This window comes from Azospirillum sp. TSO5, from assembly GCF_003116065.1.
Lineage (GTDB): Bacteria > Pseudomonadota > Alphaproteobacteria > Azospirillales > Azospirillaceae > Azospirillum.
Genome location: NZ_LGQY01000131.1, coordinates 1 through 20,281, shown reverse-complemented (window position 1 = coordinate 20,281; position 20,281 = coordinate 1). Strand labels below are relative to the sequence as shown.

Below are 20,281 nucleotides of genomic sequence, written 5' to 3'. Positions count from 1 at the left end.
GGCGACACGGTGCCGCGCGCCGGCAACGCCTCGGGCGGTGGCCAGCCGGGCTGGATCCTGAAGTGCAAGGGCTGGGAGACGGATCCCAACGCCTACATCTACTTCATCGCCCAGGCTCCGGTTTGGAAGTCGATCTGCAAGGTCATCGGCAAGGAAGAGTGGATCACCGATCCCGACTACGCCACCCCGGTGGCCCGTCTGCCGCGCCTTATGAGCATCTTCGCGACCATCGAGGAATGGACCAAGACCCTGACCAAGTTCGAGGTCATGGAGATCCTCAACAAGCACGACATTCCCTGCGGCCCGATCCTGTCGATGAAGGAAATCGCCGAGGACAAGTCGCTCTACGCCACCGGCACGCTGGTCGAAGTGGAGCATCCGACCCGCGGCAGCTACCTGACGGTCGGCAACCCGATCAAGCTGTCCGACAGCCCGACGGAAGTCACCCGCTCGCCGCTGCTGGGCGAGCACACCGACGAAATTCTGCGCGATGTGCTGGGCTTTGATCAGCAGAGCATCATCCAGGCGCATGAAAGCGGCGCGCTGGGGCCGGCCCAGACGCGCATCGCCGCCGATTAAGACCGGGCAATCAGCACCGGCGACCCAAAAAAACATGCACCGAGACTCCGCCCCTTCCAACGACCGTTCGCCTCTGCCCGCCCTGCGGGATTCCAGACTGACAGACAGGAGAGGGACCATTATGACTGTTCTAATCGATCCGGCCCGCGTCGGACGCCCGACCGAGGTGGTGCGCCGCCTTCTCGATGCCGCGAAGGCCGAAGGCCGTACCTCCTTGACCGCACCGGAAGCCAAGGAACTTTGCGATCTCTACGGCATTCCGGTGCCGCGCGAAGGACTGGCCCGCAGCGCCGATGACGCCGTTCGGCTCGCCGAAGGCATGGGGTTTCCGGTGGTGATGAAGATCGTGTCGCCGCAGATCCTGCACAAGACGGAAGCCGGCGGCGTGCTGGTCGGCGTTCCCGACGCCGATGCGGTGCGCAACGGGTACAAGACCATCATGGATCGTGCCCGCGCCTACGATCCGAAAGCCGAGTTGGTCGGCCTTCAGGTCCAACAAATGGTGACGGGCGGGACCGAGGTCATCGTCGGCTCGATCACCGATCAGAGCTTCGGCAAACTTGTCGCTTTCGGCCTCGGCGGCGTGCTGGTCGAGGTGCTGAAGGACATCACCTTCCGCCTGGCGCCAGTGACGCGGGAGGACGCGCTGTCGATGCTGGACGGCATCCAGGCCGCGGATATGCTGAAAGGGGTGCGCGGCGGCAAGCCGGTCGATCGCGCCGCTCTCGCCGACCTGATCGTCAACGTCTCCCGCCTTGTCGACGAGGTGCCGGAGATCGTGGAACTCGACCTGAACCCGGTCTTCGCCCGCGAGGACGGCGCCATCGCCGCCGACGTGCGCGTGGTCCTGGACTTCGAAGCGAAGACGCCGCGCTACCGGCCGGAGCCGGACCAGATCGTGCGGCAGATGAACCGCATCATGAAGCCGGACGCGGTGGCGGTGATCGGCGCCTCGTCGGAAGACGGGAAGATCGGCAACTCGGTGATGAAGAACCTCATCAACGGGGGCTACAAGGGGAAAATCTACCCGATCCACCCCAAGGCCGACGACATCCTGGGCTACAAGGCCTACCGAAGCGTCAAGGACGTGCCCGGCGACATCGATGTGGCGGTCTTCGCCATCCCGGCCAAATTCGTCGCGCAGGCCCTGACCGAGGTTGGTGAAAAGCGCATCCCCGGCGCCGTGCTGATCCCCTCCGGTTTCGCTGAAACGGGCAATGTCGAGGGGCAGGACGCCATCGTCGAGATCGCCCGCAAATACGACGTGCGCCTGATGGGGCCGAACATCTACGGCTTCTATTATACGCCAAAGAATCTCTGCGCCACCTTCTGCACGCCGTATGACGTGCAGGGCAAAGCGGCCCTCTCCTCGCAATCCGGCGGCATCGGCATGGCGATCATCGGCTTCAGCCGCTCGGCCAAGATGGGCGTTTCGGCCATCGTCGGTCTCGGCAACAAGTCGGACATCGACGAGGACGACCTGCTTTACTTCTTCGAGCAGGATGACAACACCCAGGTCGTCGCCATGCATTGCGAGGATCTGAAGGACGGTCGGGCCTTTGCGGATGCCGCCAAGCGGGTGTCCAAGAAGAAGCCGGTGGTCGTGCTAAAAGCCGGCCGCACCTCGATGGGGGCGCGGGCGGCCAGTTCCCACACCGGCGCGCTCGCCGGCAACGACAAGATCTATGAGGATGTCCTGGCTCAGAGCGGCGTCGTCCGCGCCCGCAGCCTTCAGGATCTGCTTCAGTTCGCCCGCGGCATTCCGGTGCTTCCGACGCCGAAGGGCGAGAATGTCGTCATCATCACCGGGGCCGGCGGATCCGGCGTGCTGCTGTCGGACGCCTGCGTGGACAACGGCCTGTCGCTGATGACGATGCCTCCCGATCTCGACACGGCGTTCCGCAAGTTCATCCCGCCCTTCGGGGCCGCCGGCAATCCGGTGGACATTACCGGGGGCGAGCCGCCGACCACCTACAAGAACACCATCCGCCTCGGTCTGGAGGATGACCGCATCCATTCCCTGATCCTGGGCTATTGGCACACGATCATCACGCCGCCGATGGTGTTCGCCCAACTCGTCGTCGACGTTAAGGAAGAGATGAAGGCGAAGGGAATCGAGAAGCCGATCGTCGCCTCGCTGGCCGGCGACGTCCAGGTGGAGGAGGCCGCCGCCTACCTCTATGAACACGGCATCGTCGCTTATCCCTATACCACCGAAACGCCGGTTGCCGTGCTGGGTGCCAAATACAAGTGGGCCCGTGCGGCCGGCCTCCTCTGACCATGGCCATCGAGCCGACGCCGTCGGCGCAGCGGAGGTTCCATCAGCCGCTTCCGACTGACATCGGATCAAGCTGACATCAGATCAACAAGGGATGAGACCGGCCATGCTCGATCCAGTGACCTACGATCGGGATCTCAGCGTAGGCGATGTGGCAAAACGTTCAGGAGTCGCGGTTTCGACACTCCACTTCTATGAGCACAGAGGCCTGATAAAAAGCTGGCGCAGTGATGGCAATCAGCGTCGCTATACCCGGGATGTCCTTCGCCGGGTTGCCGTCATAAAGGTTGCGCAACGGCTCGGCCTCTCCCTGGGGTCGATTGCGGCGGCCCTTGACGTATTGCCCAAGGACCGTTCGCCGACAGCCGAGGACTGGAGGAGGATGTCAAGTGCGTGGCGCGATGAGCTGGACGATCGGATCACCAAGCTCGCACGGCTTCGCGATGAACTTGACCATTGTATCGGGTGTGGCTGTCTGTCGATCAGTGACTGTCCTTTGCGGAATCCCTGGGACGTGCTCTCCGCCTCCGGCCCGGGCCCGCGACTGCTCGACCCGCTTTGACCCTCGGTGAACAGCGGTGTCTTGAGGCCTGTCACCCCCAGTTCCACCCGCGGCGGCGGCCCATCCGGAATTGGGGGTGACAGACTTTCAATGGCAATCGGGCTTTTGGTTTGCGGCGGTGGATTGCCGTTACGAGAGCCAACAACCCAGTTTCGGTATCCAGGCCATGATGCCGCTGGAGGCCGGGACATCGGCGCCGGCGACCAGATCGGCCGTCAAGCAGACGGCGCCGTCATAGTCGATGCGGAGTTGGCCGACGCCGTCGCCGCGGACTAGCGGCCGGCCAGTTGCCTCCGCAGCGCCTTCATCTCCTCGAAGCGGGTCGTTACGTCACGCATCACCGATGCCATGCCCACCACGATGCCCTGGTCGTTGTAGGCCGGAATGATCGTGAACTCGATCGAGATGCGGTGACCATCCTTATGCAAGGCGGGAACCGACAGCAGATCACCTTTTCCATAGTGGGTCTGCCCGCTCGCTATGACCCGGTCATAGCCCTCCCAGTGCCGGTCGCGTTGACGTTCGGGAATGATGATGTCCAGGCTTTGCCCCAGCGCCTCAGTTTCACTGAACCCGAAGATGCGCTCCGCTCCCGCGTTCCAGAAGCGGATCACGCCATTGCGGTCTGAATAGACAATCGCATCCGCGGCGGCATGGAGCAGAGCGTGACCGAGGCGGTGCTGCTCCTGGATGGAGAGCGAAAGGTCGGAAAAGCGTGATGTCTCCATGGCGCAGTCTTCTCACGTCTTGTTTGCTTGTTTTTAGGTCGAGGGCAAAAGCCGCCGGCTAAGCGCTGGTCCGCTGCCGGGAACGGCCGAAATATGCGGCGCGCTTATTTTCCAGTTCGGTCGTGTTGCTCCTGAACTTGAACAGGTCCTTGCGGGAGACGAGGCCCAGAAGACGACGGCTGACCGGATCGATGACCGGCACCCGGCTGACATCATGCTTGATCATCAGGTCAACCAAGCGGCCCAGCACCGTGTCGGGATGCGCCACGACCATCGACCGGTCGGATAGGGCATCGTCGAGGGTCGCTCCACCATCCTGGTCCGAACCGGTCCAGCGCAGGACGTCGGTGCGCCCCACCATGCCGATCACGCGACCTTCGCGGTCGACCAGCGGATAGGATTTATGGCGGTGTTCGGCGGTCGTGAAAAAGGCGACGGCCTCGTCCACCGTCATCGTCGCCGGCAAGGTGTCGACCGCCGTCACCATCACGTCCGAGGTTCGTAGAAGCTCGAACGGGTCGATGCTGTATTCGCGTGTGAGGTGATGGCCACGGCGTGCGATCTTCTCGGTCAGGATCGAACGCTTCAGCAGCAGGACGGTCACCGCGTAGGACGCGGCGGTCGCCGCCAGCAGTGGCAACAGGGTGTCGAGGTTGCCGGTGAGTTCAACGGCGAAAACGATCCCGGTGAGCGGCGAGCGCATCGTTCCACCCATCATCGCCGCCATCCCGAGCAATGCCCACAATGACGGGTCGCCGGGCAGAGCCAGTCCAACCAGCCATCCGGAGGCTCCGCCCAGGATCAGCAGTGGCGCCAGCACGCCGCCGGACGTGCCGGAACCCAACGCCACGACCCAGATGATCAGCTTGACGACCAGAACACCCAAGACCTCGCGCACTCCGGTTCCAGGTGTCAGCAGGTCGCGGATCACGTCATAGCCGACGCCCATCGCCCTCGGTTCGATCAAGCCGCCCAAGCCGACAACGATCCCGCCGATCGCCGGGCACCACATCCAATGGATGGGCAACCGATCGAACAGGTCCTCCACCTTGTAGAGCATGATCGTCATCAGCCCGGATTGCAGACCGGCGACGATGCCAAGGCCGATGCACGCAATCAGCCCCCACCAGGGGAGAGCGACCGGTCCCGTGAAAGGAAACAGGGGGCCGGTGCCGAACAGCAGGGGGCGCCAGGCGGCCGAAATCAGGCAGCCGGCAACCACCGGAAGGAAACTGCGCGGCTTCCATTCGAACAGAAGGAGTTCGACCGCGAGCAGCAGCGCGGCAACGGGTGTGCCGAAGATCGCGGTCATGCCGGCCGCGGCGCCGGCGACCAGCAGTGTCTTGCGCTCTGCGGCGCTCAGATGGAAGCATTGGGCGAAAAGCGAGCCGATCGCGCCGCCCGTCATGATGATCGGGCCCTCGGCTCCGAAAGGACCACCGGTTCCGATCGAGAGCGCCGACGACACCGGCTTCAGAACGGCCACCTTCGGCTGCAGCCGGCTTCCGCCGATCAGGATCGCTTCGATGGCTTCCGGAATGCCGTGGCCACGGATTTTGTCGCTGCCGAAGCGGGCCATCAGTCCGATCGCCAACCCGCCAAGGGCGGGAGCAGCCACCACCCACAGCGACGGCTCCAACACGCCCAGCGACATGTCGGCGGTGCTGAGGCGGCCGAACCACACCACGTTGGTGACCAGGGCGATCAGCTTGATCAGCGCCCAGGCCGCCACCGCCCCTCCGCTGCCGACGAATAGGGTCATGGCGATCAGCATCAGGACGCGGCGATCGGTGGTGAAGTCGGCAAGCATCTTGGACGGCGCCGTACGGTCTTGAACCCTTGAGGACGGGAGCATGCAGAAAGCCAATGAGTTGGGGAAATGCGGGCGATCCGGGGTGAGCGGCGGTACTGGCCGCCCGTGCCGTTCCTTGCGTTTATATCGTGATCCGATATATTTCAAGCTGGAACAACGGTCGGGTTGATATGAGCGACGATGAGAGGACAGCCGCAGAATTGGCGGCCGGAAGCAGGATGGATCGGGTCAACGGCCTGATCAGGTCGAGCGATTATCAAGCCTTGGCCGAGTTTCGCCACACACTCCGCCGCTTTCTGGCGTTCAGTGAAGCCGCGGCCCGGAACAGCGGCCTTACTCCGCAGCAGCATCAGGCAATCCTGGCGATCAAAGGGCATGGCGATGGTGGAATGAGCATCGGGGACTTGGCCGACAAGCTTCTGGTTCGCCATCACAGTGCCGGCGAGTTGGTAGACAGGCTGGTGAAGGCGGATTTGGTCATCCGGCAGGAAAGTGCCGACGATCGGCGGCGTGTGGTCCTTGTCCTGACGCCACAGGCGGAAGTCGTCCTGGAAGGCCTGTCGACTGTCCACCTGGATGAGCTGAGAAAAACGAAGCCCCTGCTGCTGGCGCTGCTCAACGCCTTGCCCTGAGTTGACAAGAAACTGCAATTTTTCGGAGTGAGGGGACCGGATGGCGAGGCTGATGTGATCGCGTCACCGGCCTCAGCGCCAGCCATAGAAATTCCAGATACGAATCATCGGGGAAATTCGCTGTTGCTCTTTGCGAGTGCACCCTAGGCTTCACAGGATCTGTCACGAACTGCCGAGCACAGAGCCGTAAATCGCCGTGCAACGACGCCGGCAAATGCGGAAGGCACCGGTGGTTCAGCTTTCGGCGCAGGCTGGAACACGCAATCGAAGAGGCTGAGCATGAAAAACAACAAAACTGCGCAGACCATTGCCGCGGCCAACGGCATCGGGAGCGACGCGGCGTTCGGTGCGGTGACGCCACCGATCTACCTGTCGACCACCTATCGCTTTCCCGGCTTCGAGAAACCCGGATCTTACGACTATTCGCGGACGGCGAACCCGACACGCGATCAGCTTGCCGATACACTGGTGAAACTCGAGGGCGGCGCCGGTGCCGTGATCACGGCCACGGGCATGGCTGCGGTCGATCTGCTGCTGACGACGCTCAGTCCCGGGCAGTTGGTGGTTGCGCCGCATGATTGCTACGGCGGCACCTATCGTCTGCTCTCCATGCGCGCAGCAAAGGGCCATTTCGATGTGGTGTTCGTCGACCAGAACGTCGAAGCCAGCCTGGCGGCGGCTCTCGAGCGGCGCCCTGCATTGATCCTTCTCGAAACCCCGAGCAATCCGCTGATGCGGGTCACGGATATTGCCCGGATTGCCGAGCAGGGCAGGGCGGTGGGAGCCAAGATCGCCGTCGACAACACCTTCCTTTCACCCGCGCTTCAGCAACCCATTTCCCTGGGTGCGGACTTCGTCATCCATTCGACGACCAAATACCTCAACGGTCATTCGGATGTCGTGGGGGGAGCCCTCATCGCCGCGGACCTGCAGGACCTGAAAGGCCTTGAGGATTGGGCCAACGCGACCGGCGTCACCGGCTCGCCATTTGACGCATACATGACGTTGCGCGGCGTGAGAACGCTGTTTCCCCGGCTGGAGCACCAGCAGCGCAACGCCATTGCCATCGCCAACTTCCTGGATCGCCATCCCTGCGTCGAGGCGGTGCATTATCCAGGGCTGCCGTCCCATCCCGGTCACGCGATTGCGGTGCGCCAGCAGCGTGGTTTTGGCGCGATGTTGAGTTTCAACATCAAGGGGGGCGCCGATGGCGCGCGCTGCTTCGTGGAATCGGTCAGGCTGTTCACACTCGCAGAGTCTCTCGGCGGCGTGGAAAGCCTCGTAGCCCATCCGGCGACGATGACGCATGCCAGTATGGGGGCCGAGGCGCGGCGGGTGGCAGGCATCGACGACAGCCTGCTGCGGCTGTCCATCGGCCTGGAAGGAGAAAGTGATCTTCTCATGGATTTGGATCAGGCACTGGAGGCGGTATCCGGAAGCATCGCCTGATGAATGAACGGCGCCGAGTTTTCGGAAGCCATCAAGCAGTTCAACGATGGGAGACGCCAAGAATGAAATCAAAGTACTTAACCCTTTCACTCTTTGGTGTCGCCCCTATGCCACCCTTCCGTGAGCACGGCTGAGTTGTAGGGTCAACTCAGCACGTTACAACCCGAGACAGCGCATGCTGAAGGAGGGTGAAGATGGCTGAACGCCTGACCAAATCGGCCACGCGAAACATCTTCTACGGCGGCTCCGCATTCTTCCTTGTGGTTTTCGTCCTTCTGACCGCTCACAGCCACTATTACATGCGAACCGTCAGCACCGACGAATCGACGCTGACCGAGAGCGTGATTCGCGGCAAACATGTGTGGGAGAAGAATTCCTGCATCAATTGCCACACGCTGCTGGGGGAGGGTGCCTATTTCGCGCCGGAACTCGGCAATGTGTGGGTCCGCTATGGCGGACGCGACGATCCGCAGGGCGCACGCGACGCGCTGAAGGCGTGGATGCAATCGCAGCCGAGCGGTGTCGAAGGGCGCCGCCAGATGCCGCAATTCAACCTCACCGACCAGGAACTCGACGATCTGGTCAACTTCCTGGAATGGACCAGCCGCGTTCAGACCCAGGGCTGGCCACCGAACAACGCGGGCTGAGGGAGGGACCATCGGATGAGATTCGCCACGCAACGCATCGCCTACTGGTACTTCGTCTGCGCCATGGCGCTGTTCGGTGTCCAGATCCTGTTCGGGGCCCTGGCTGGAACCGTCTATGTGATCCCGAACTTCCTGTCGGAGATCCTGCCCTTCAACATCCTGCGCATGATCCACACCAACGCGCTGATCGTCTGGCTTCTGCTGGGCTTCTTCGGCGCCGCCTATTACCTGATCCCGGAGGAGGCGGAGCGCGACATCGAAAGCCCGATGCTGGCCTATGCCCAGTTGGTGATCCTGATGGTCGGCGCGCTTGGGGCGGTCGGCAGCTACTTGCTGGGCATCCATGGCGGGCGCGAGTTCCTGGAACAGCCGCTGTGGGTCAAGATCGGCATCGTCGTGGCGGCGCTGATCTTCCTCTACAACGTCTCGCTGACGGTTCTGCGCGGGCGCCGCACGGCGGTCACCAACGTGCTGCTGCTCGGACTCTGGGGCTTGGCGATCTTCTTCCTGTTCGCCTTTTACAATCCCGGCAACATCGCGGTGGACAAGCTGTACTGGTGGTACGTCGTCCATCTGTGGGTGGAGGGGGTATGGGAGCTGATCATGGCCTCCATCCTCGCCTTCCTGGTCATCAAGATGACCGGCGTCGACCGCGAGGTGGTGGAGAAATGGCTCTACGCCATCGTCGGTCTCGCCCTGTTCTCCGGCCTGCTCGGCACCGGGCATCATTACTACTGGATCGGCGCGCCCGGCTATTGGCAGTGGATCGGCTCCGTCTTCTCGACGCTGGAGGTGGCCCCGTTCTTCGCCATGGTGCTGTTCGCCTTCTCCATGGCCTGGAAGGGGCGGCGCGACCACCCGAACAAGGCTGCCTTCCTGTGGACGCTCGGTACGCCGGTGATGGCCTTTTTCGGGGGCGGTGTCTGGGGCTTCCTGCACACCCTGTCCTTCGTCAACTACTACAGCCACGGCACCCAGGTCACCGCGGCGCATGGGCATCTCGCCTTCTTCGGCGCCTATGTGATGCTGAACCTGTCGATGATCTCCTATGCCATGCCCAACCTGCGCGGCCGTGCGCCCTACAACCAGGTGCTCAACATGTGGAGCTTCTGGATCATGACCTCGGCGATGGCCTTCATGACCTTCACCCTGACCTTCGCCGGCGTCGTCCAGGTCCATCTCCAACGCGTCATGGGCATCACCTACATGGAGGTGCAGGAACAGCTGGCTCTGTTCTATTGGATGCGGCTCGGCTCCGGCATCGTCGTGGCGCTGTCGGTGCTGCTCTTCCTCTACGCGATGTTCGGTCCGGCCCGCGAACAGCTCCCGCGGCGCTCGCGGCCCTCGGTGGCTCCGGCTGAATGACGACCTGGCCGGAGGGCATGGCGGTCCCCTTCTATGCGGCGACCGGGAACGAGGTGGCGCTGTTCGAGCACGCCCACCGCAACCGGTTGCCGGTGCTGCTGAAGGGGCCGACCGGTTGCGGCAAGACCCGCTTCGTCGCCCATATGGCGGCGCGGCTGGGTCGGCCGCTCCACACCGTGTCCTGCCACGACGACCTGACCGCCGCCGATCTGACCGGCCGCTACCTGCTGAAGGGCGGCGACACCGTGTGGGTCGACGGCCCGCTGACCCGCGCCGTGCGGGAGGGCGCCGTCTGCTACCTCGACGAGGTGGTGGAGGCGCGCAAGGACGTCACCGTCGTGCTGCACCCGCTGACCGACGACCGACGCATCCTGCCGCTGGAGCGTACCGGCGAGACGCTGGACGCACCGCCGGACTTCATGCTGGTGGTCTCCTACAACCCCGGCTACCAGAACATCCTGAAATCCCTGAAACCCAGCACCCGCCAGCGTTTCGTCGCCATCAGCTTCGACTTCCCGGCCCCGGAGGCCGAGACGGCCATCGTCGCGCGGGAAAGCGGGCTGGAGCATGACCAAGCCGCTCCGCTGGTCCGCCTCGCCAACGCGCTGCGCGCCCTGAAAGGCCAGGACCTGGAGGAGGGTGTGTCGACCCGCCTGCTGATCTATTGCGCCACGCTGATCCGCTCCGGCATGCCGCGCGACGAGGCGGTTCTGGCCGCCATGGTGGAGCCGCTGACCGACGACGACGAGGTGAAGGCGGCCCTGCTGCGCACAGCCGAACTCACGATCGGGTGAGGGGCGCCATGGCATCATTCTGGGAACCGGAGGAATTCGTCGGCGTGCTCTGGCACCGCCTCGTCGGCAACACCGCCTCCTACCGGCATTATCCGGAGGCCGCAGTCCGGTTGGACGACATGCGCGTCCGCCTTGGCGTGCTGTTCCGCGCGATCGGCGGCCCCGGCGCCGTCCGCCTCGCCGCCGGCACTGCCGAGACCTCCCACCACCGGCTCGGTCTGCGCCAGCGCCTTGGGCTGGACGCCGAAAAGCTCCCGCGCCCGCGTTACGACGGCGTGACGCTTCATCTGCCGGACAGCATCGACCTGTTCGCCGAGCGCTCGCTCAATGCCGGACTTTACGAATGGCTGGCCGCCTTCTTCGCCCATGCGCCGCCCGCGCTTCCGCTCCCGGACGACCCCTTACGGGCGGACCTCGTCCGCCTGCGCAGTGCCCGGATGGCCACCGACCGGGCACTCGACGGCCTGCCCGGACTGCGCCCGCTGCACGACCGCCTGTGCGCCGCCCTTCTTGCGGCACGTCCTGCCCGGCGCCTGACCGGACAGGAGGCCGCGGTGGAGGCGTTGGTCATGGCTCTGCTCGGCGCCGACATCCAGCTTGACCGGACGCTGTCGGCTTTGATCGCGGACCCGGCGGCGCCGCTCGACGGCATTCGCTCTGCTCCCGATTATCGTCCCTTCCTGCCGGTGCCGCTGTGGGGGGAGGTATCGGCTCCGCCCGCCGGCAGCTCAGCCGCCGACGGCGCGGAGGAGCAGGCCGGAAGCGGCGAGGAGGCCGACGGCAAGCGCCGCAAGGCATCGCGGCAGAACAGCGACCAGACGCAGCGCGACGATCCGCTGATGCTGAACCGCTTCGAAAAAATTCTGGGCTTGGCCGAGATGGTCAACCTGAACCGTAAGGTCGAGGATGACGACGCGGAGAATGCCCGCAAGGCCGCCGAAGACCTCGACGAGATCGCGCTCGGCCAACACGAGCGCCGGGCGGCCACCCGCCTCAAGCTCGACCTCGATCTTGCGCCCGCGGATGCCGACCTTGCACCGCTCACCGCCGAGATCCTGTATCCGGAATGGGACTGGAAGCGTCGTCGCTATCTGCCGGACCATTGCCGCGTGATCGCCGAACCCGCCGCATCGGAAGGGGAGGACTGGCGGCCGGACGACGGCGCGCTACGCCGCATCCGTCTAGTGCGGCGCCAGTTCGAGGCGATGCGCCCCCGGCGCCAGCGCCTGCCCGTCCAGCCCGACGGCGACGAGCTCGACCTGTCCGCCCTGGTTGCGTCGGTCGCCGACCGCCGCGCCGGTGGCTGCGGATCGGACCGGGTGTTCACAGCCGTGCGCAACATCGCCCGCGACCTGTCGGTGTGCGTCCTGGTCGATGTGTCGCTGTCGACCGACAGTTACGTGGAGGACCGCCGCGTGCTCGACGTGGAGAAGGAGGCGCTGCTGGTCCTGACCCACGGGCTGACCGCCTGCGGCGACGAACACGCCATCCTGACCTTCACCTCGCACCGCCGCCAGCGGGTGGAGGTGCGCACCGTGAAGGAATTCGGCCAGCCGCTGAACGCCCGCGTCCTGCGCCGCATCCAGGCGCTGCGGCCCGGCCGCTACACCCGCATGGGGGCGGCCCTCCGCCACGCCACCGCCCAGCTGAAGGACCGCCCTCACACACACCGCCTGCTGCTGGTCCTGACCGACGGCAAGCCCAACGACACCGATCATTACGAGGGCCGCCACGCCGTCGAGGACACCCGCATGGCTGTGCTGGAGGCCCGCCGCGCCGGCCTGACGCTGTTCGGCGTCACGGTGGACGAGAAGGGTCGCGACTATCTCCCCTTCATCTTCGGCCCCGGCGCCTATGCCATCTTCCCGCATGTGGGCCGCCTGTCCGCGGCGCTGCCCGCCCTTTACCGCCAATTGACGGGGTGACGGACCCCCGAAGGAGAGCCGCCATGCGCAAGATCGCCGCACTCGCCCTGTTGGGGTTCGCCTTGATGCCGGCCCCCGCTTGGTCGCAAGCCAACATCCGGCCGGATTCCAACCTGCGGGTGCCGCCCCAGCCCGGCCAGTCTCTCCCCTATGAGGACGCCCTGTTCCTCAAGGAAGCCACCCTCGCCAGCCGCGGGCAGGCCGAATTGGGACGCCTTGCCGCCGAGAAGGCACCCGACGATGCCCTGCGCACACTGGCACAGCGCATCGCGGACACCCACAAGACGCTTGGCAATGAACTCGAGCGCCTGTCCTCGTCCCGCACTCTGCCGCCGGCGAGCCAGCTGAAGCCGGAGGACGCGGACCGCTTCGGCGCTGCCGGAGCCGTCACCAATCCGGCCAATGCGCGGGAGGATCTGACCGCCAAGGCGGTTCAATCGCTGTCGGGGGCGAGCGGCGAGGCTTTCGGCAAAGCCTATGTCGAGGCCCAGTTGCGGCTGCACGACAGGCTGGTCGATCTCTACCAGACCGAGGCGTCGAATTCGCCCGACCGCGAGCTTTCGACCTTCGCCATCACCAGCCTGGTGGCCATCCAGAAGGACAGTGACGCCCTGCGCCAGATGGCTGGCCGCTTCGGCATCGAGACCCATCGCGAGGGGCAGGCCATCCAGTACGGCGATCCGGCCAAACCCCGTTGATTTTGAGGATAATGATGCGACCAGATGCTTGATCGGGCATTGAGACGATTTGGTATGACAGGTTTGATGGATCGCAAAGATGCCCTCTGCTGATCACGTTATGCTTTCCTGTATCTCGCTCTCAGCGATTGGGTGACGCATATGACCAGCTCGCAGTGTGTGCAGCAGACAGTCGTCGGCATGGAGGTCGCCAAAGTGGACAGCACTGGCAGCCTCGTGTTCGATGCGGCACTTGTGGCACCGCTCCTTGGGCTCGTGCCCGGAGCGTTTATGGAAGAACTGAAAAGGGGCATGGTTTACCAGCTGTACGAACAGGGGACGGAGGAGGATAGCGGGAAGACGCGGGTGACGTTCCGTTACCGTGCGCGGCAGTCCGTCTTGATTTTGGATGCTTTCGGGCGCGCGCTTCATGTCGGATGAGAGTTCCGCTGACGGTTCTGTTGCAGCGTTTGCGTCCGGATGGCGATCGGGTAAAACCCAGCCCTTTTTGGCGGCTGGGGTCACACGGTGGCGCGCGGCGGAAAGAGCCCGATCAAGGGGCGGCCGTTCACGGCGGAGGTGATCCTGTGGACGGTGCGCTGGTACCTGCAGCGACCCTCATCGCCCGCCTTCAAAACTTGCAACGAACCCTCGAAAAGCGCCTGAAGAAATCGCTTGGCCGCCTGCTTGTCATACCCCCTCCCCCTGTTGCCCCTGCTGGGTCAGGGTGGCGATGAAGCGTTGGGTGCGTTCGCGGGTGGGATGGGTGAACAGCGCCTGCGACGGACCGGCTTCCACCACCTGTCCCGCATCGAGAAACACCACCTCATGCGCGATGCGCGAGGCGAGACGCAGGTCGTGGGTGGCAATCACCATGGTGGTGCCCTCGGCGGCCAGCGTGCCCAGGACCTCCACCACCTCGCCCGACAATTCCGGATCGAGGGCGGAGGTCGGCTCGTCGCACAGCAGCACCCGCGGCGACGGGGCGAGCGCGCGGGCGATGGCGACGCGCTGTTGCTGCCCGCCCGACAGGGTCGCCGGCCAGGCGTCGGCCTTGTGGTCCATGCCGACCTTGCGAAGCAGGGCCATGGCGCGGTCACGCGCCTTCTCCGCCGGCCATTTCTGCACGGTCACCAGCCCTTCCATCACATTCTCCACCGCGGTGCGGTGGGGGAAGAGCTGGAAGTTCTGGAACACCATCCCGGTCTGGCCGCGCAGCCGCTGAATATCCTTCCAGCCGGGCTTGCCGCCGGGATGGAAGGTCAACTCCTCCTCCCCGATGCGTACAGTGCCGGAGGTGGGAATCTCCAGCAGGTTGATGCAGCGGAGAAGCGTGCTCTTGCCGCCGCCGGACGGGCCGATCAGGGCGGTGACGCGCCCTTCCTCCACCGTGACCGACACGCCCTTCAGCACGGTCAGGTCGCCGAAACGCTTTTCGATGTTCGTCAGCCGGATCAAGACTTGGCCTCCAGGAATCCGCCATATTGGCCGAGTCGCCGCTCCATCCGGACCTGCAGCGCCGACAGCACGGAACTGAGCACCAGATAGATCAATGCCGCCTCCACATATAGGATCAGCGGCTCATAGGTCGTCGCGACGATTCGCTGGGCCGCCTGGAACAGCTCCGGCACCGTGATGGCGGCGGCGAGCGAGGTGTCCTTCACCAGCGAGATGAAGCTGTTGGAGAGCGGCGGCACGGCGACGCGGGCGGCCTGCGGCAGGATGGTGCGTCGCATGGCCTGGGACCAGCTCATGCCGATGGAGTAAGCGGCCTCCCATTGGCCCTTCGGCACCGAGCCGATGACGGCGCGGATGATCTCCGAGGTATAGGCGCCGACATTCAACGTAAAGCCGATCAGGGCGGCTGGGAAGGCGTCCAGCACGATGCCGGCGCTGGGCAGGCCGTAGAAGATCAGGAACAGCTGCACCAGCAGCGGCGTGCCGCGGATGATCCAGACATAGAAGCGGACTATGGCGGCAAGCGGCGCCGGCCCGAACAGCCGGACCACCGCAGCCACCAGTCCGACGATCAGGCCGAGCGCGAAGGACGCCAGCGTCAGTGGAACGGTGAAGACCAGCGCCGCCCACAGCAGCGACGGAAGCGAGTCCGCCATCAGGGTAAGCCAGTGCAGCACGGGGAAGGTGCCTCTCGTGAAGAAGGAACGACAATGCCCCCGGTCCGGATCGAGCAGGGGGCATTGAGGACCATCAGGTGGTTATTTGGAAACGTCCGCGCCGAAATACTTCTGCGAAATCGTCGTGTAGGTGCCGTCGGCCTTCATAGCGGCCAGCGCCTCGTTGATGGCAGCAACCAGCTTGGCCTCGCCCTTGCGGACGATGATGCCGGACTGGTCGGCATTGTCCTGGGTCGCGGCGATCTTCACGTTGGCGTCGGGCTTGTGCTTCTTGAAGTCCAGGAAGGACAGGCTGTCGTTGACCGTCGCATCGGCCCGGCCGTTCAGGACCAGCTGGATCGACTGGTCAAAGCCGTCGGTGCCGACCAGCTGCGCGCCCGACGCCTCGGCCAGCTTGCCGAAGTTGCTGGTCAGCGACTGGGCCGACTTCTTGCCCTTCAGGTCGGCGAAGCTCTTGATGCTGTCATTGTCGCCGCGCACGATCAGAGCGGCGCGGCTGGAAATGTAGGGATCGGAGAAATCATACTTTGCCTTGCGCGCCTCGGTGATGCCGACCTGGTTGATCACGGCATCGTAGCGGTGGGCGTCCAGACCGGCGATCAGGCCGTCCCACTTGCCTTCCAGGAACTCCGCCTTCACCCCGATGCGCTTGGCGACCTCACGCCCGATCTCTACGTCGAAGCCGACGAGCGCGCCGGAAGCGTCATGATAGGTGAACGGGGCGTATGTGCCCTCGGTCCCAATCTTCAGCACACCGTCCGCCTTGATGCGGTCCAGATCGGCTTGGGCCCAAGCGGCGGAGGAGGAGACGGCGGCGACCTGGATAAGGCCGGCGACGAGAAGCGATTTTAGCCATTTCATCGGTTGATGCCCGGTGCCTATTGAGTGGGATATCGGGTTGGTCCGCGCCCTTGGTGCGCCGGACGATTTCCGCCACGCTACAGCGGAGAGTACATCCTAACAAGGGAATAAGCTCCCTATTTAGCGCAAAGCAGATGTACATAAATCGTGCCAATAACAAACTAGGTTTGGAAATCCGCTCCATGTGCGTGACGTGAGTTGCTCGTGGAGCCAAGCAGCCGCTCCAGGGCGGCCCACAATTGGCCCGGCATGACCGGCTTGTGAATCATCCCCAGGCCATACTGGGCAATGTCGCGCGCGCACTCGGCCCCGGTCTCGCCGGTCAGGATGACACCCGGGATTTCCTGTCCCAGATGGCTGCGGACGTCCCGAATTGCCTCGCAACCGTTTCGTCCGGCCCGCAGGCGATAGTCCGCGACGATCACGTCCGGTCGGCGTCCAGCCTCGGTGACGATGGTTACCGCCTGCTCGGAGGAGCCGGCGATCAGCGTGTCGTACCCCCATTCTTCCAACAAGGTCCGCAGCGACATCAGGACGATGGTGTCATCATCGATCACCAGTGCCAAGCGGCCGCGTCCAACGGGAAGGGGCGTCATGTCGTCCACCGATACAGCCTCCGCCACGTCCGCACCGGCGTCGATTGGAGCTTGGATGGAAAAGACGGACCCTTCTTCCAGCCTTGATCGGACCCTGACCTCGTGGCCAAGGATTCGCGACAGGCGCTGCACGATCGACAATCCCAGGCCGAGGCCGCGGCTGCGGTCGCGCTCAGGATTGCCGACTTGGTGGAATTCGTTGAAGATCATAGCGATCTGGTCTTCGGGAATACCAATTCCGGTATCGGCAACGTCGATCCATGCATTCTCATTGTCGATCCGACAGGAGGCCGTGATCACTCCACGTTCGGTATAACGGACAGCATTCTCGACGAGATTGCGGATGATCCGCCCGAGCATGGTGCGATCGCTGCGGACCACCACGCCACTGCACGATCCGTCGGTCGAGACGGACAGCCCCTTGGTGGCAGCGAGCGGCCGGTAGGAGTCGGCGATTTCCTTGATGAGTGTGTCCAGGTCGAAGCTGGACAGCTGCGGATTGACCACGCCGGCGTCAAGGCGGGAGACGTCGAGCAGGCTGTCGAGAAGCGCCTTCATGGTTTCAGTCCCGCGCTCCAGCATGAGCAGCATGTCCTTTCCGCGCTCATCTTTTACATGCGCGTGCAGCGCGCCACCGAACAGAGCCATCGACTGGAGCGGCTGGCGCAGGTCGTGGCTTGCGGCGGCCAGGAAGCGTGCCTTCGCCCTGTTCGCGCGATCGGACTCCTCCTTTGCTGCCCTCAAGGCGACTTCCATCGCCTTGCGATCGGTGATGTCTACCGTAAGGCCGGACATCCGCACCGGCTGGTCGGCTTCGTCGTAATCGGCCTTGCCGATACCGGCGACCCACCGGATGCCGCCGTCCGGGAGAACGACCCGATATTCGACGTCATAACTGGCCCGCCGCGACGCCAAGGTCTTTCTGACCACCCTCGTCGCCTCGCTTCGATCCTCCGGATGGACCGCCGCCAGCCACTCGGCAAAGCGCACATGTCCATCACGGGGCTCCATGCCATGGATCAGGTAGTTGCCGGGCGACCAGTTGATCTCTCCGGGCAGGATGTCCCAGGTCCAGGTCCCCGCTCGTGCCGACGCCAGGGCAGCGCTCAGGGTGCGTTCGCTTTCCCGCAACGCCTCTTCCATGGCTTTCCGCCGGGAGATGTCATGGAAGGCCACCACCACCAGCTCCACCCGGTCATCGGCCCCACGTATGGGCACCGCCTCGACAAGAAAGGTTGTTGTCGAGCCGTCGCCGCGACGGTAGTGCAACTCCTCCTGCGAGACCACCTCGCCGCGAAGCGCCCGTGCGGGCGGGTACTCGTCGGCGGCCAATGGCGCACCATTGGCGCGAAGGCCGCCGTAGAGGCTGTAGTCGGCGACACCGGACACTGCCGTGATGCTGTGTCCGATCAGCTGTTCGGACGCGGGGTTGTGCATGAGCAGGCGCCCCGACGGAGCCTCGATGATGAGCAACCCAATCGGCAGACTGTCGTTGATCGCGCGCAGCAGAAATCTTTCGTGTTCCAGATGTCCGGCCAGGGCGCGGCGTTCATCCTCCGCCGCCCTTTGCTCGGTGATGTCGCGAAAATAGATGGCCACGCCCTTGCGTGACGGGAACACCCGCAGCGCGAACCATCGTCTGGTCCGTGGACCGAGGAACTCGAACTCCACCGGCGTGCGGCGATCCATGGTGTCCCTGAGGCGGGTTTCGAGTTCCGATCCGGTGAGCCAATCGAAGGCGACCTGTGCCTGCTCTCCGATGACGTCGCGTTCCAGGCCCAAGAGGTCGCGTGCCTGGGGATTCAGGTAGGACACCGTCCAATCGCTCTCGATTTCAGCCACCGCATCGGAGGTGCTTTCCAGAACGGACGACATCCGGGCGGCGGCGGCGGCCTCCTGGCGCCTTGCGATGGCGAGCCGCGATGTTCCGTAGGTACCGCCGGCGAACACCAGCCCGAGCAGCACCATGAACGCCGCGAAGGATCCGGCCGCTGAGCGGTCGATGGGACGCAGCGCCTCGACAGGGTCGACGGCGACCGCAAGCATCAGCCCTGACGCGGAGGCCTTCGGCGGAAGGAAGGCGAAGCGCCTCTCCACCATGTCGAGGCCGGGGGACCGTCCCGAGCCCTGGGTGGATGCCTCCAATGTGTAGCGCAGCCGATCGGGAATGACGGAGCCAAGGACAAGCCCCCTGTCCATCGGCGCACGGGCGAGGATCTGTCCGTTCGGGTGCACGATCGTGACGACGGCATAGGACGGCCAGGACAGGCCGGCCACATAGTCCTTCAGCCAGTCCAGATCGATCAAGGCGGTCATCGTTCCGTCGGGCTGTCCGTCCACCCCGACGTAGCGTTGGCGGTACGGCAGGATGGTGCGTCCCCGGGCATTCGCCGTCGCGCGGAGCGGGCCGGCCTCGCCAACGACAAGGCGGTCGTTCTGCAGCGCTTCCCGAAAGCTGGGCAGGTCGCCGATGTCGGTCCCAACGGATTTGACCTCGGTTCCACACCACACATACCCGTTTCTATCGGCGACCTGGATTTCCAAATGACTCGGGTATGATCGCTTGAGCTCTCTCATGATGCTGAGGCAGCCGTCCGCCGGCAGGTGGGGAACTCCGGTTGCCTGCAGGGTTGCGAAAATATGGCGGATATCCTCCACGGACCTCCGCTGCTCGGCGTTCACAAGCGCCAGAAGGCGTCCGGCTTCCGCCTCAAGTTCCTGCTGGCGCTCCTGGCGCAAGGTGGTGAGGGAAAAAACTTCATAACCGAGCAGCGGAGCGGCCAGAACGGCTGCTCCCAGTGCGATCTTCAGATGGCTTCTCGGGATTTTCCAGCCCACGCTGGCTGCCTCCTGTCCGGCAGCACCCACCTCCGTGGGGCTATGCTGACTGCAGACAGCTAAACGGAGCAGAGACAGCATTGTTTCGTAAGCCGGCCAAATCGCTGCCTGCCGTCAAACGTCGTACCGGAAACCCGCTCAGTGCTTTTGAGTCCAAGAAAGTGTGATGGCGCTCCGGGATAGGTTTTGTCGATCCCGACCACGCCGGTCAGCAGCGGGTCGTCCTCGGTATCGTCAAAAAGTTCTCATGGCGGCGAAAAAAGCCCTTGCGCGGCATCGGCCAGCCGGCCTATACACCGCCTCCCGCGACGCAGCACGGCCCACAAGGCAGTGACGCTTCAAAGGAAACAGTGGTTCGAACAAGTAAGTGTCGAGCGCCTCGAAAAAAAGAGGTTGACAACG

At 64.3% G+C, this 20,281-nt stretch carries 17 protein-coding genes; 11 read left to right on the top strand and 6 right to left on the bottom strand.

The window, feature by feature from the left end; genetic code table 11:
- The 3 genes from TSO5_RS28155 to soxR form a co-directional block, all read left to right on the top strand.
- Positions 1-579, top strand: a 579-nt coding sequence (locus TSO5_RS28155) for a CoA transferase (RefSeq protein ID WP_199231043.1), incomplete at its 5' end; no start/stop codon positions are given.
- A 121-nt stretch (positions 580-700) separates the two neighbouring features.
- The gene (locus tag TSO5_RS28150; RefSeq protein WP_109154712.1) at positions 701-2,857 is read left to right on the top strand and encodes an acetate--CoA ligase family protein; all 2,157 of its coding nucleotides are present in this window, start codon (positions 701-703) and stop codon (positions 2,855-2,857) included.
- Positions 2,858-2,963: 106 nt separating this feature from the next.
- On the top strand, positions 2,964-3,419 hold the full coding sequence (soxR, locus tag TSO5_RS28145; RefSeq protein WP_109154711.1) for a redox-sensitive transcriptional activator SoxR: 456 nt from the start codon (positions 2,964-2,966) through the stop codon (positions 3,417-3,419).
- A gap of 272 nt (positions 3,420-3,691) precedes the next feature.
- On the opposite strand, the gene TSO5_RS28140 is transcribed toward soxR, so the two are convergent.
- Positions 3,692-4,147 carry a PAS domain S-box protein gene (locus tag TSO5_RS28140; protein ID WP_109154710.1) on the bottom strand — a complete coding sequence of 152 codons (456 nt, stop codon included), beginning with the start codon at positions 4,145-4,147 and terminating at the stop codon, positions 3,692-3,694.
- 58 nt (positions 4,148-4,205) lie between these two features.
- On the bottom strand, positions 4,206-5,957 hold the full coding sequence (locus TSO5_RS28135; RefSeq protein WP_199231042.1) for a chloride channel protein: 1,752 nt from the start codon (positions 5,955-5,957) through the stop codon (positions 4,206-4,208).
- A 173-nt stretch (positions 5,958-6,130) separates the two neighbouring features.
- Here TSO5_RS28135 and TSO5_RS28130 point away from each other — a divergent pair, with 173 nt between their 5' ends.
- The 8 genes from TSO5_RS28130 to TSO5_RS28095 all read left to right on the top strand — a co-directional run bounded on the left by TSO5_RS28130 (position 6,131) and on the right by TSO5_RS28095 (position 13,890).
- A complete protein-coding gene (locus TSO5_RS28130; protein ID WP_247871001.1) occupies positions 6,131-6,592 on the top strand; it encodes a helix-turn-helix domain-containing protein in 462 nt (153 codons plus the stop codon).
- Positions 6,593-6,871: 279 nt separating this feature from the next.
- A complete protein-coding gene (metB, locus tag TSO5_RS28125; RefSeq protein WP_109154708.1) occupies positions 6,872-8,041 on the top strand; it encodes a cystathionine gamma-synthase in 1,170 nt (389 codons plus the stop codon).
- Between the two features lie 194 nt (positions 8,042-8,235).
- Positions 8,236-8,688, top strand: coding sequence for a cytochrome c (locus TSO5_RS28120; protein WP_109154707.1), 453 nt, complete (start codon positions 8,236-8,238; stop codon positions 8,686-8,688).
- Positions 8,689-8,703: 15 nt separating this feature from the next.
- Complete coding sequence (locus tag TSO5_RS28115; RefSeq protein ID WP_109154706.1) at positions 8,704-10,053, top strand: cbb3-type cytochrome c oxidase subunit I; 1,350 nt, start codon at positions 8,704-8,706, stop codon at positions 10,051-10,053.
- The gene (locus TSO5_RS28110) at positions 10,050-10,847 is read left to right on the top strand and encodes a CbbQ/NirQ/NorQ/GpvN family protein (protein ID WP_109154705.1); all 798 of its coding nucleotides are present in this window, start codon (positions 10,050-10,052) and stop codon (positions 10,845-10,847) included. The genes TSO5_RS28115 and TSO5_RS28110 overlap by 4 nt, the downstream gene beginning before the upstream one ends.
- A gap of 8 nt (positions 10,848-10,855) precedes the next feature.
- Positions 10,856-12,772, top strand: coding sequence for a VWA domain-containing protein (locus TSO5_RS28105; RefSeq protein WP_109154704.1), 1,917 nt, complete (start codon positions 10,856-10,858; stop codon positions 12,770-12,772).
- Between the two features lie 23 nt (positions 12,773-12,795).
- Positions 12,796-13,470 carry a DUF4142 domain-containing protein gene (locus tag TSO5_RS28100; RefSeq protein ID WP_109154703.1) on the top strand — a complete coding sequence of 225 codons (675 nt, stop codon included), beginning with the start codon at positions 12,796-12,798 and terminating at the stop codon, positions 13,468-13,470.
- A 141-nt stretch (positions 13,471-13,611) separates the two neighbouring features.
- On the top strand, positions 13,612-13,890 hold the full coding sequence (locus TSO5_RS28095) for a DUF6522 family protein (protein WP_109154702.1): 279 nt from the start codon (positions 13,612-13,614) through the stop codon (positions 13,888-13,890).
- A 249-nt stretch (positions 13,891-14,139) separates the two neighbouring features.
- Here TSO5_RS28095 and TSO5_RS28090 read toward each other — a convergent pair whose 3' ends face one another.
- The 4 genes from TSO5_RS28090 to TSO5_RS28075 all read right to left on the bottom strand — a co-directional run bounded on the left by TSO5_RS28090 (position 14,140) and on the right by TSO5_RS28075 (position 19,879).
- Positions 14,140-14,907: an amino acid ABC transporter ATP-binding protein gene (locus TSO5_RS28090; RefSeq protein WP_109154701.1), complete on the bottom strand. Its 768-nt coding sequence runs from the start codon at positions 14,905-14,907 to the stop codon at positions 14,140-14,142.
- Positions 14,904-15,584: an amino acid ABC transporter permease gene (locus TSO5_RS28085; protein WP_109154700.1), complete on the bottom strand. Its 681-nt coding sequence runs from the start codon at positions 15,582-15,584 to the stop codon at positions 14,904-14,906. Before TSO5_RS28085 ends, TSO5_RS28090 begins: the two co-directional genes overlap by 4 nt.
- 81 nt (positions 15,585-15,665) lie before the next feature.
- Positions 15,666-16,445: an amino acid ABC transporter substrate-binding protein gene (locus TSO5_RS28080; protein WP_109154699.1), complete on the bottom strand. Its 780-nt coding sequence runs from the start codon at positions 16,443-16,445 to the stop codon at positions 15,666-15,668.
- A 161-nt stretch (positions 16,446-16,606) separates the two neighbouring features.
- Positions 16,607-19,879 carry a PAS domain S-box protein gene (locus TSO5_RS28075; protein WP_158282498.1) on the bottom strand — a complete coding sequence of 1,091 codons (3,273 nt, stop codon included), beginning with the start codon at positions 19,877-19,879 and terminating at the stop codon, positions 16,607-16,609.
- Positions 19,880-20,281: the final 402 nt, after the last annotated feature.

Coding starts and splice junctions, on each gene's coding strand:
- TSO5_RS28120 (WP_109154707.1), top strand. CDS start 8,236: ATGGCTGAACGCCTGACCAAATCGGCCACGCGAAACATCTTCTACGGC.
- TSO5_RS28135 (WP_199231042.1), bottom strand. CDS start 5,957: ATGCTTGCCGACTTCACCACCGATCGCCGCGTCCTGATGCTGATCGCC.
- soxR (WP_109154711.1), top strand. CDS start 2,964: ATGCTCGATCCAGTGACCTACGATCGGGATCTCAGCGTAGGCGATGTG.
- TSO5_RS28100 (WP_109154703.1), top strand. CDS start 12,796: ATGCGCAAGATCGCCGCACTCGCCCTGTTGGGGTTCGCCTTGATGCCG.
- TSO5_RS28080 (WP_109154699.1), bottom strand. CDS start 16,445: ATGAAATGGCTAAAATCGCTTCTCGTCGCCGGCCTTATCCAGGTCGCC.
- TSO5_RS28115 (WP_109154706.1), top strand. CDS start 8,704: ATGAGATTCGCCACGCAACGCATCGCCTACTGGTACTTCGTCTGCGCC.
- TSO5_RS28130 (WP_247871001.1), top strand. CDS start 6,131: ATGAGCGACGATGAGAGGACAGCCGCAGAATTGGCGGCCGGAAGCAGG.
- TSO5_RS28095 (WP_109154702.1), top strand. CDS start 13,612: ATGACCAGCTCGCAGTGTGTGCAGCAGACAGTCGTCGGCATGGAGGTC.
- metB (WP_109154708.1), top strand. CDS start 6,872: ATGAAAAACAACAAAACTGCGCAGACCATTGCCGCGGCCAACGGCATC.
- TSO5_RS28105 (WP_109154704.1), top strand. CDS start 10,856: ATGGCATCATTCTGGGAACCGGAGGAATTCGTCGGCGTGCTCTGGCAC.
- TSO5_RS28140 (WP_109154710.1), bottom strand. CDS start 4,147: ATGGAGACATCACGCTTTTCCGACCTTTCGCTCTCCATCCAGGAGCAG.
- TSO5_RS28110 (WP_109154705.1), top strand. CDS start 10,050: ATGACGACCTGGCCGGAGGGCATGGCGGTCCCCTTCTATGCGGCGACC.
- TSO5_RS28150 (WP_109154712.1), top strand. CDS start 701: ATGACTGTTCTAATCGATCCGGCCCGCGTCGGACGCCCGACCGAGGTG.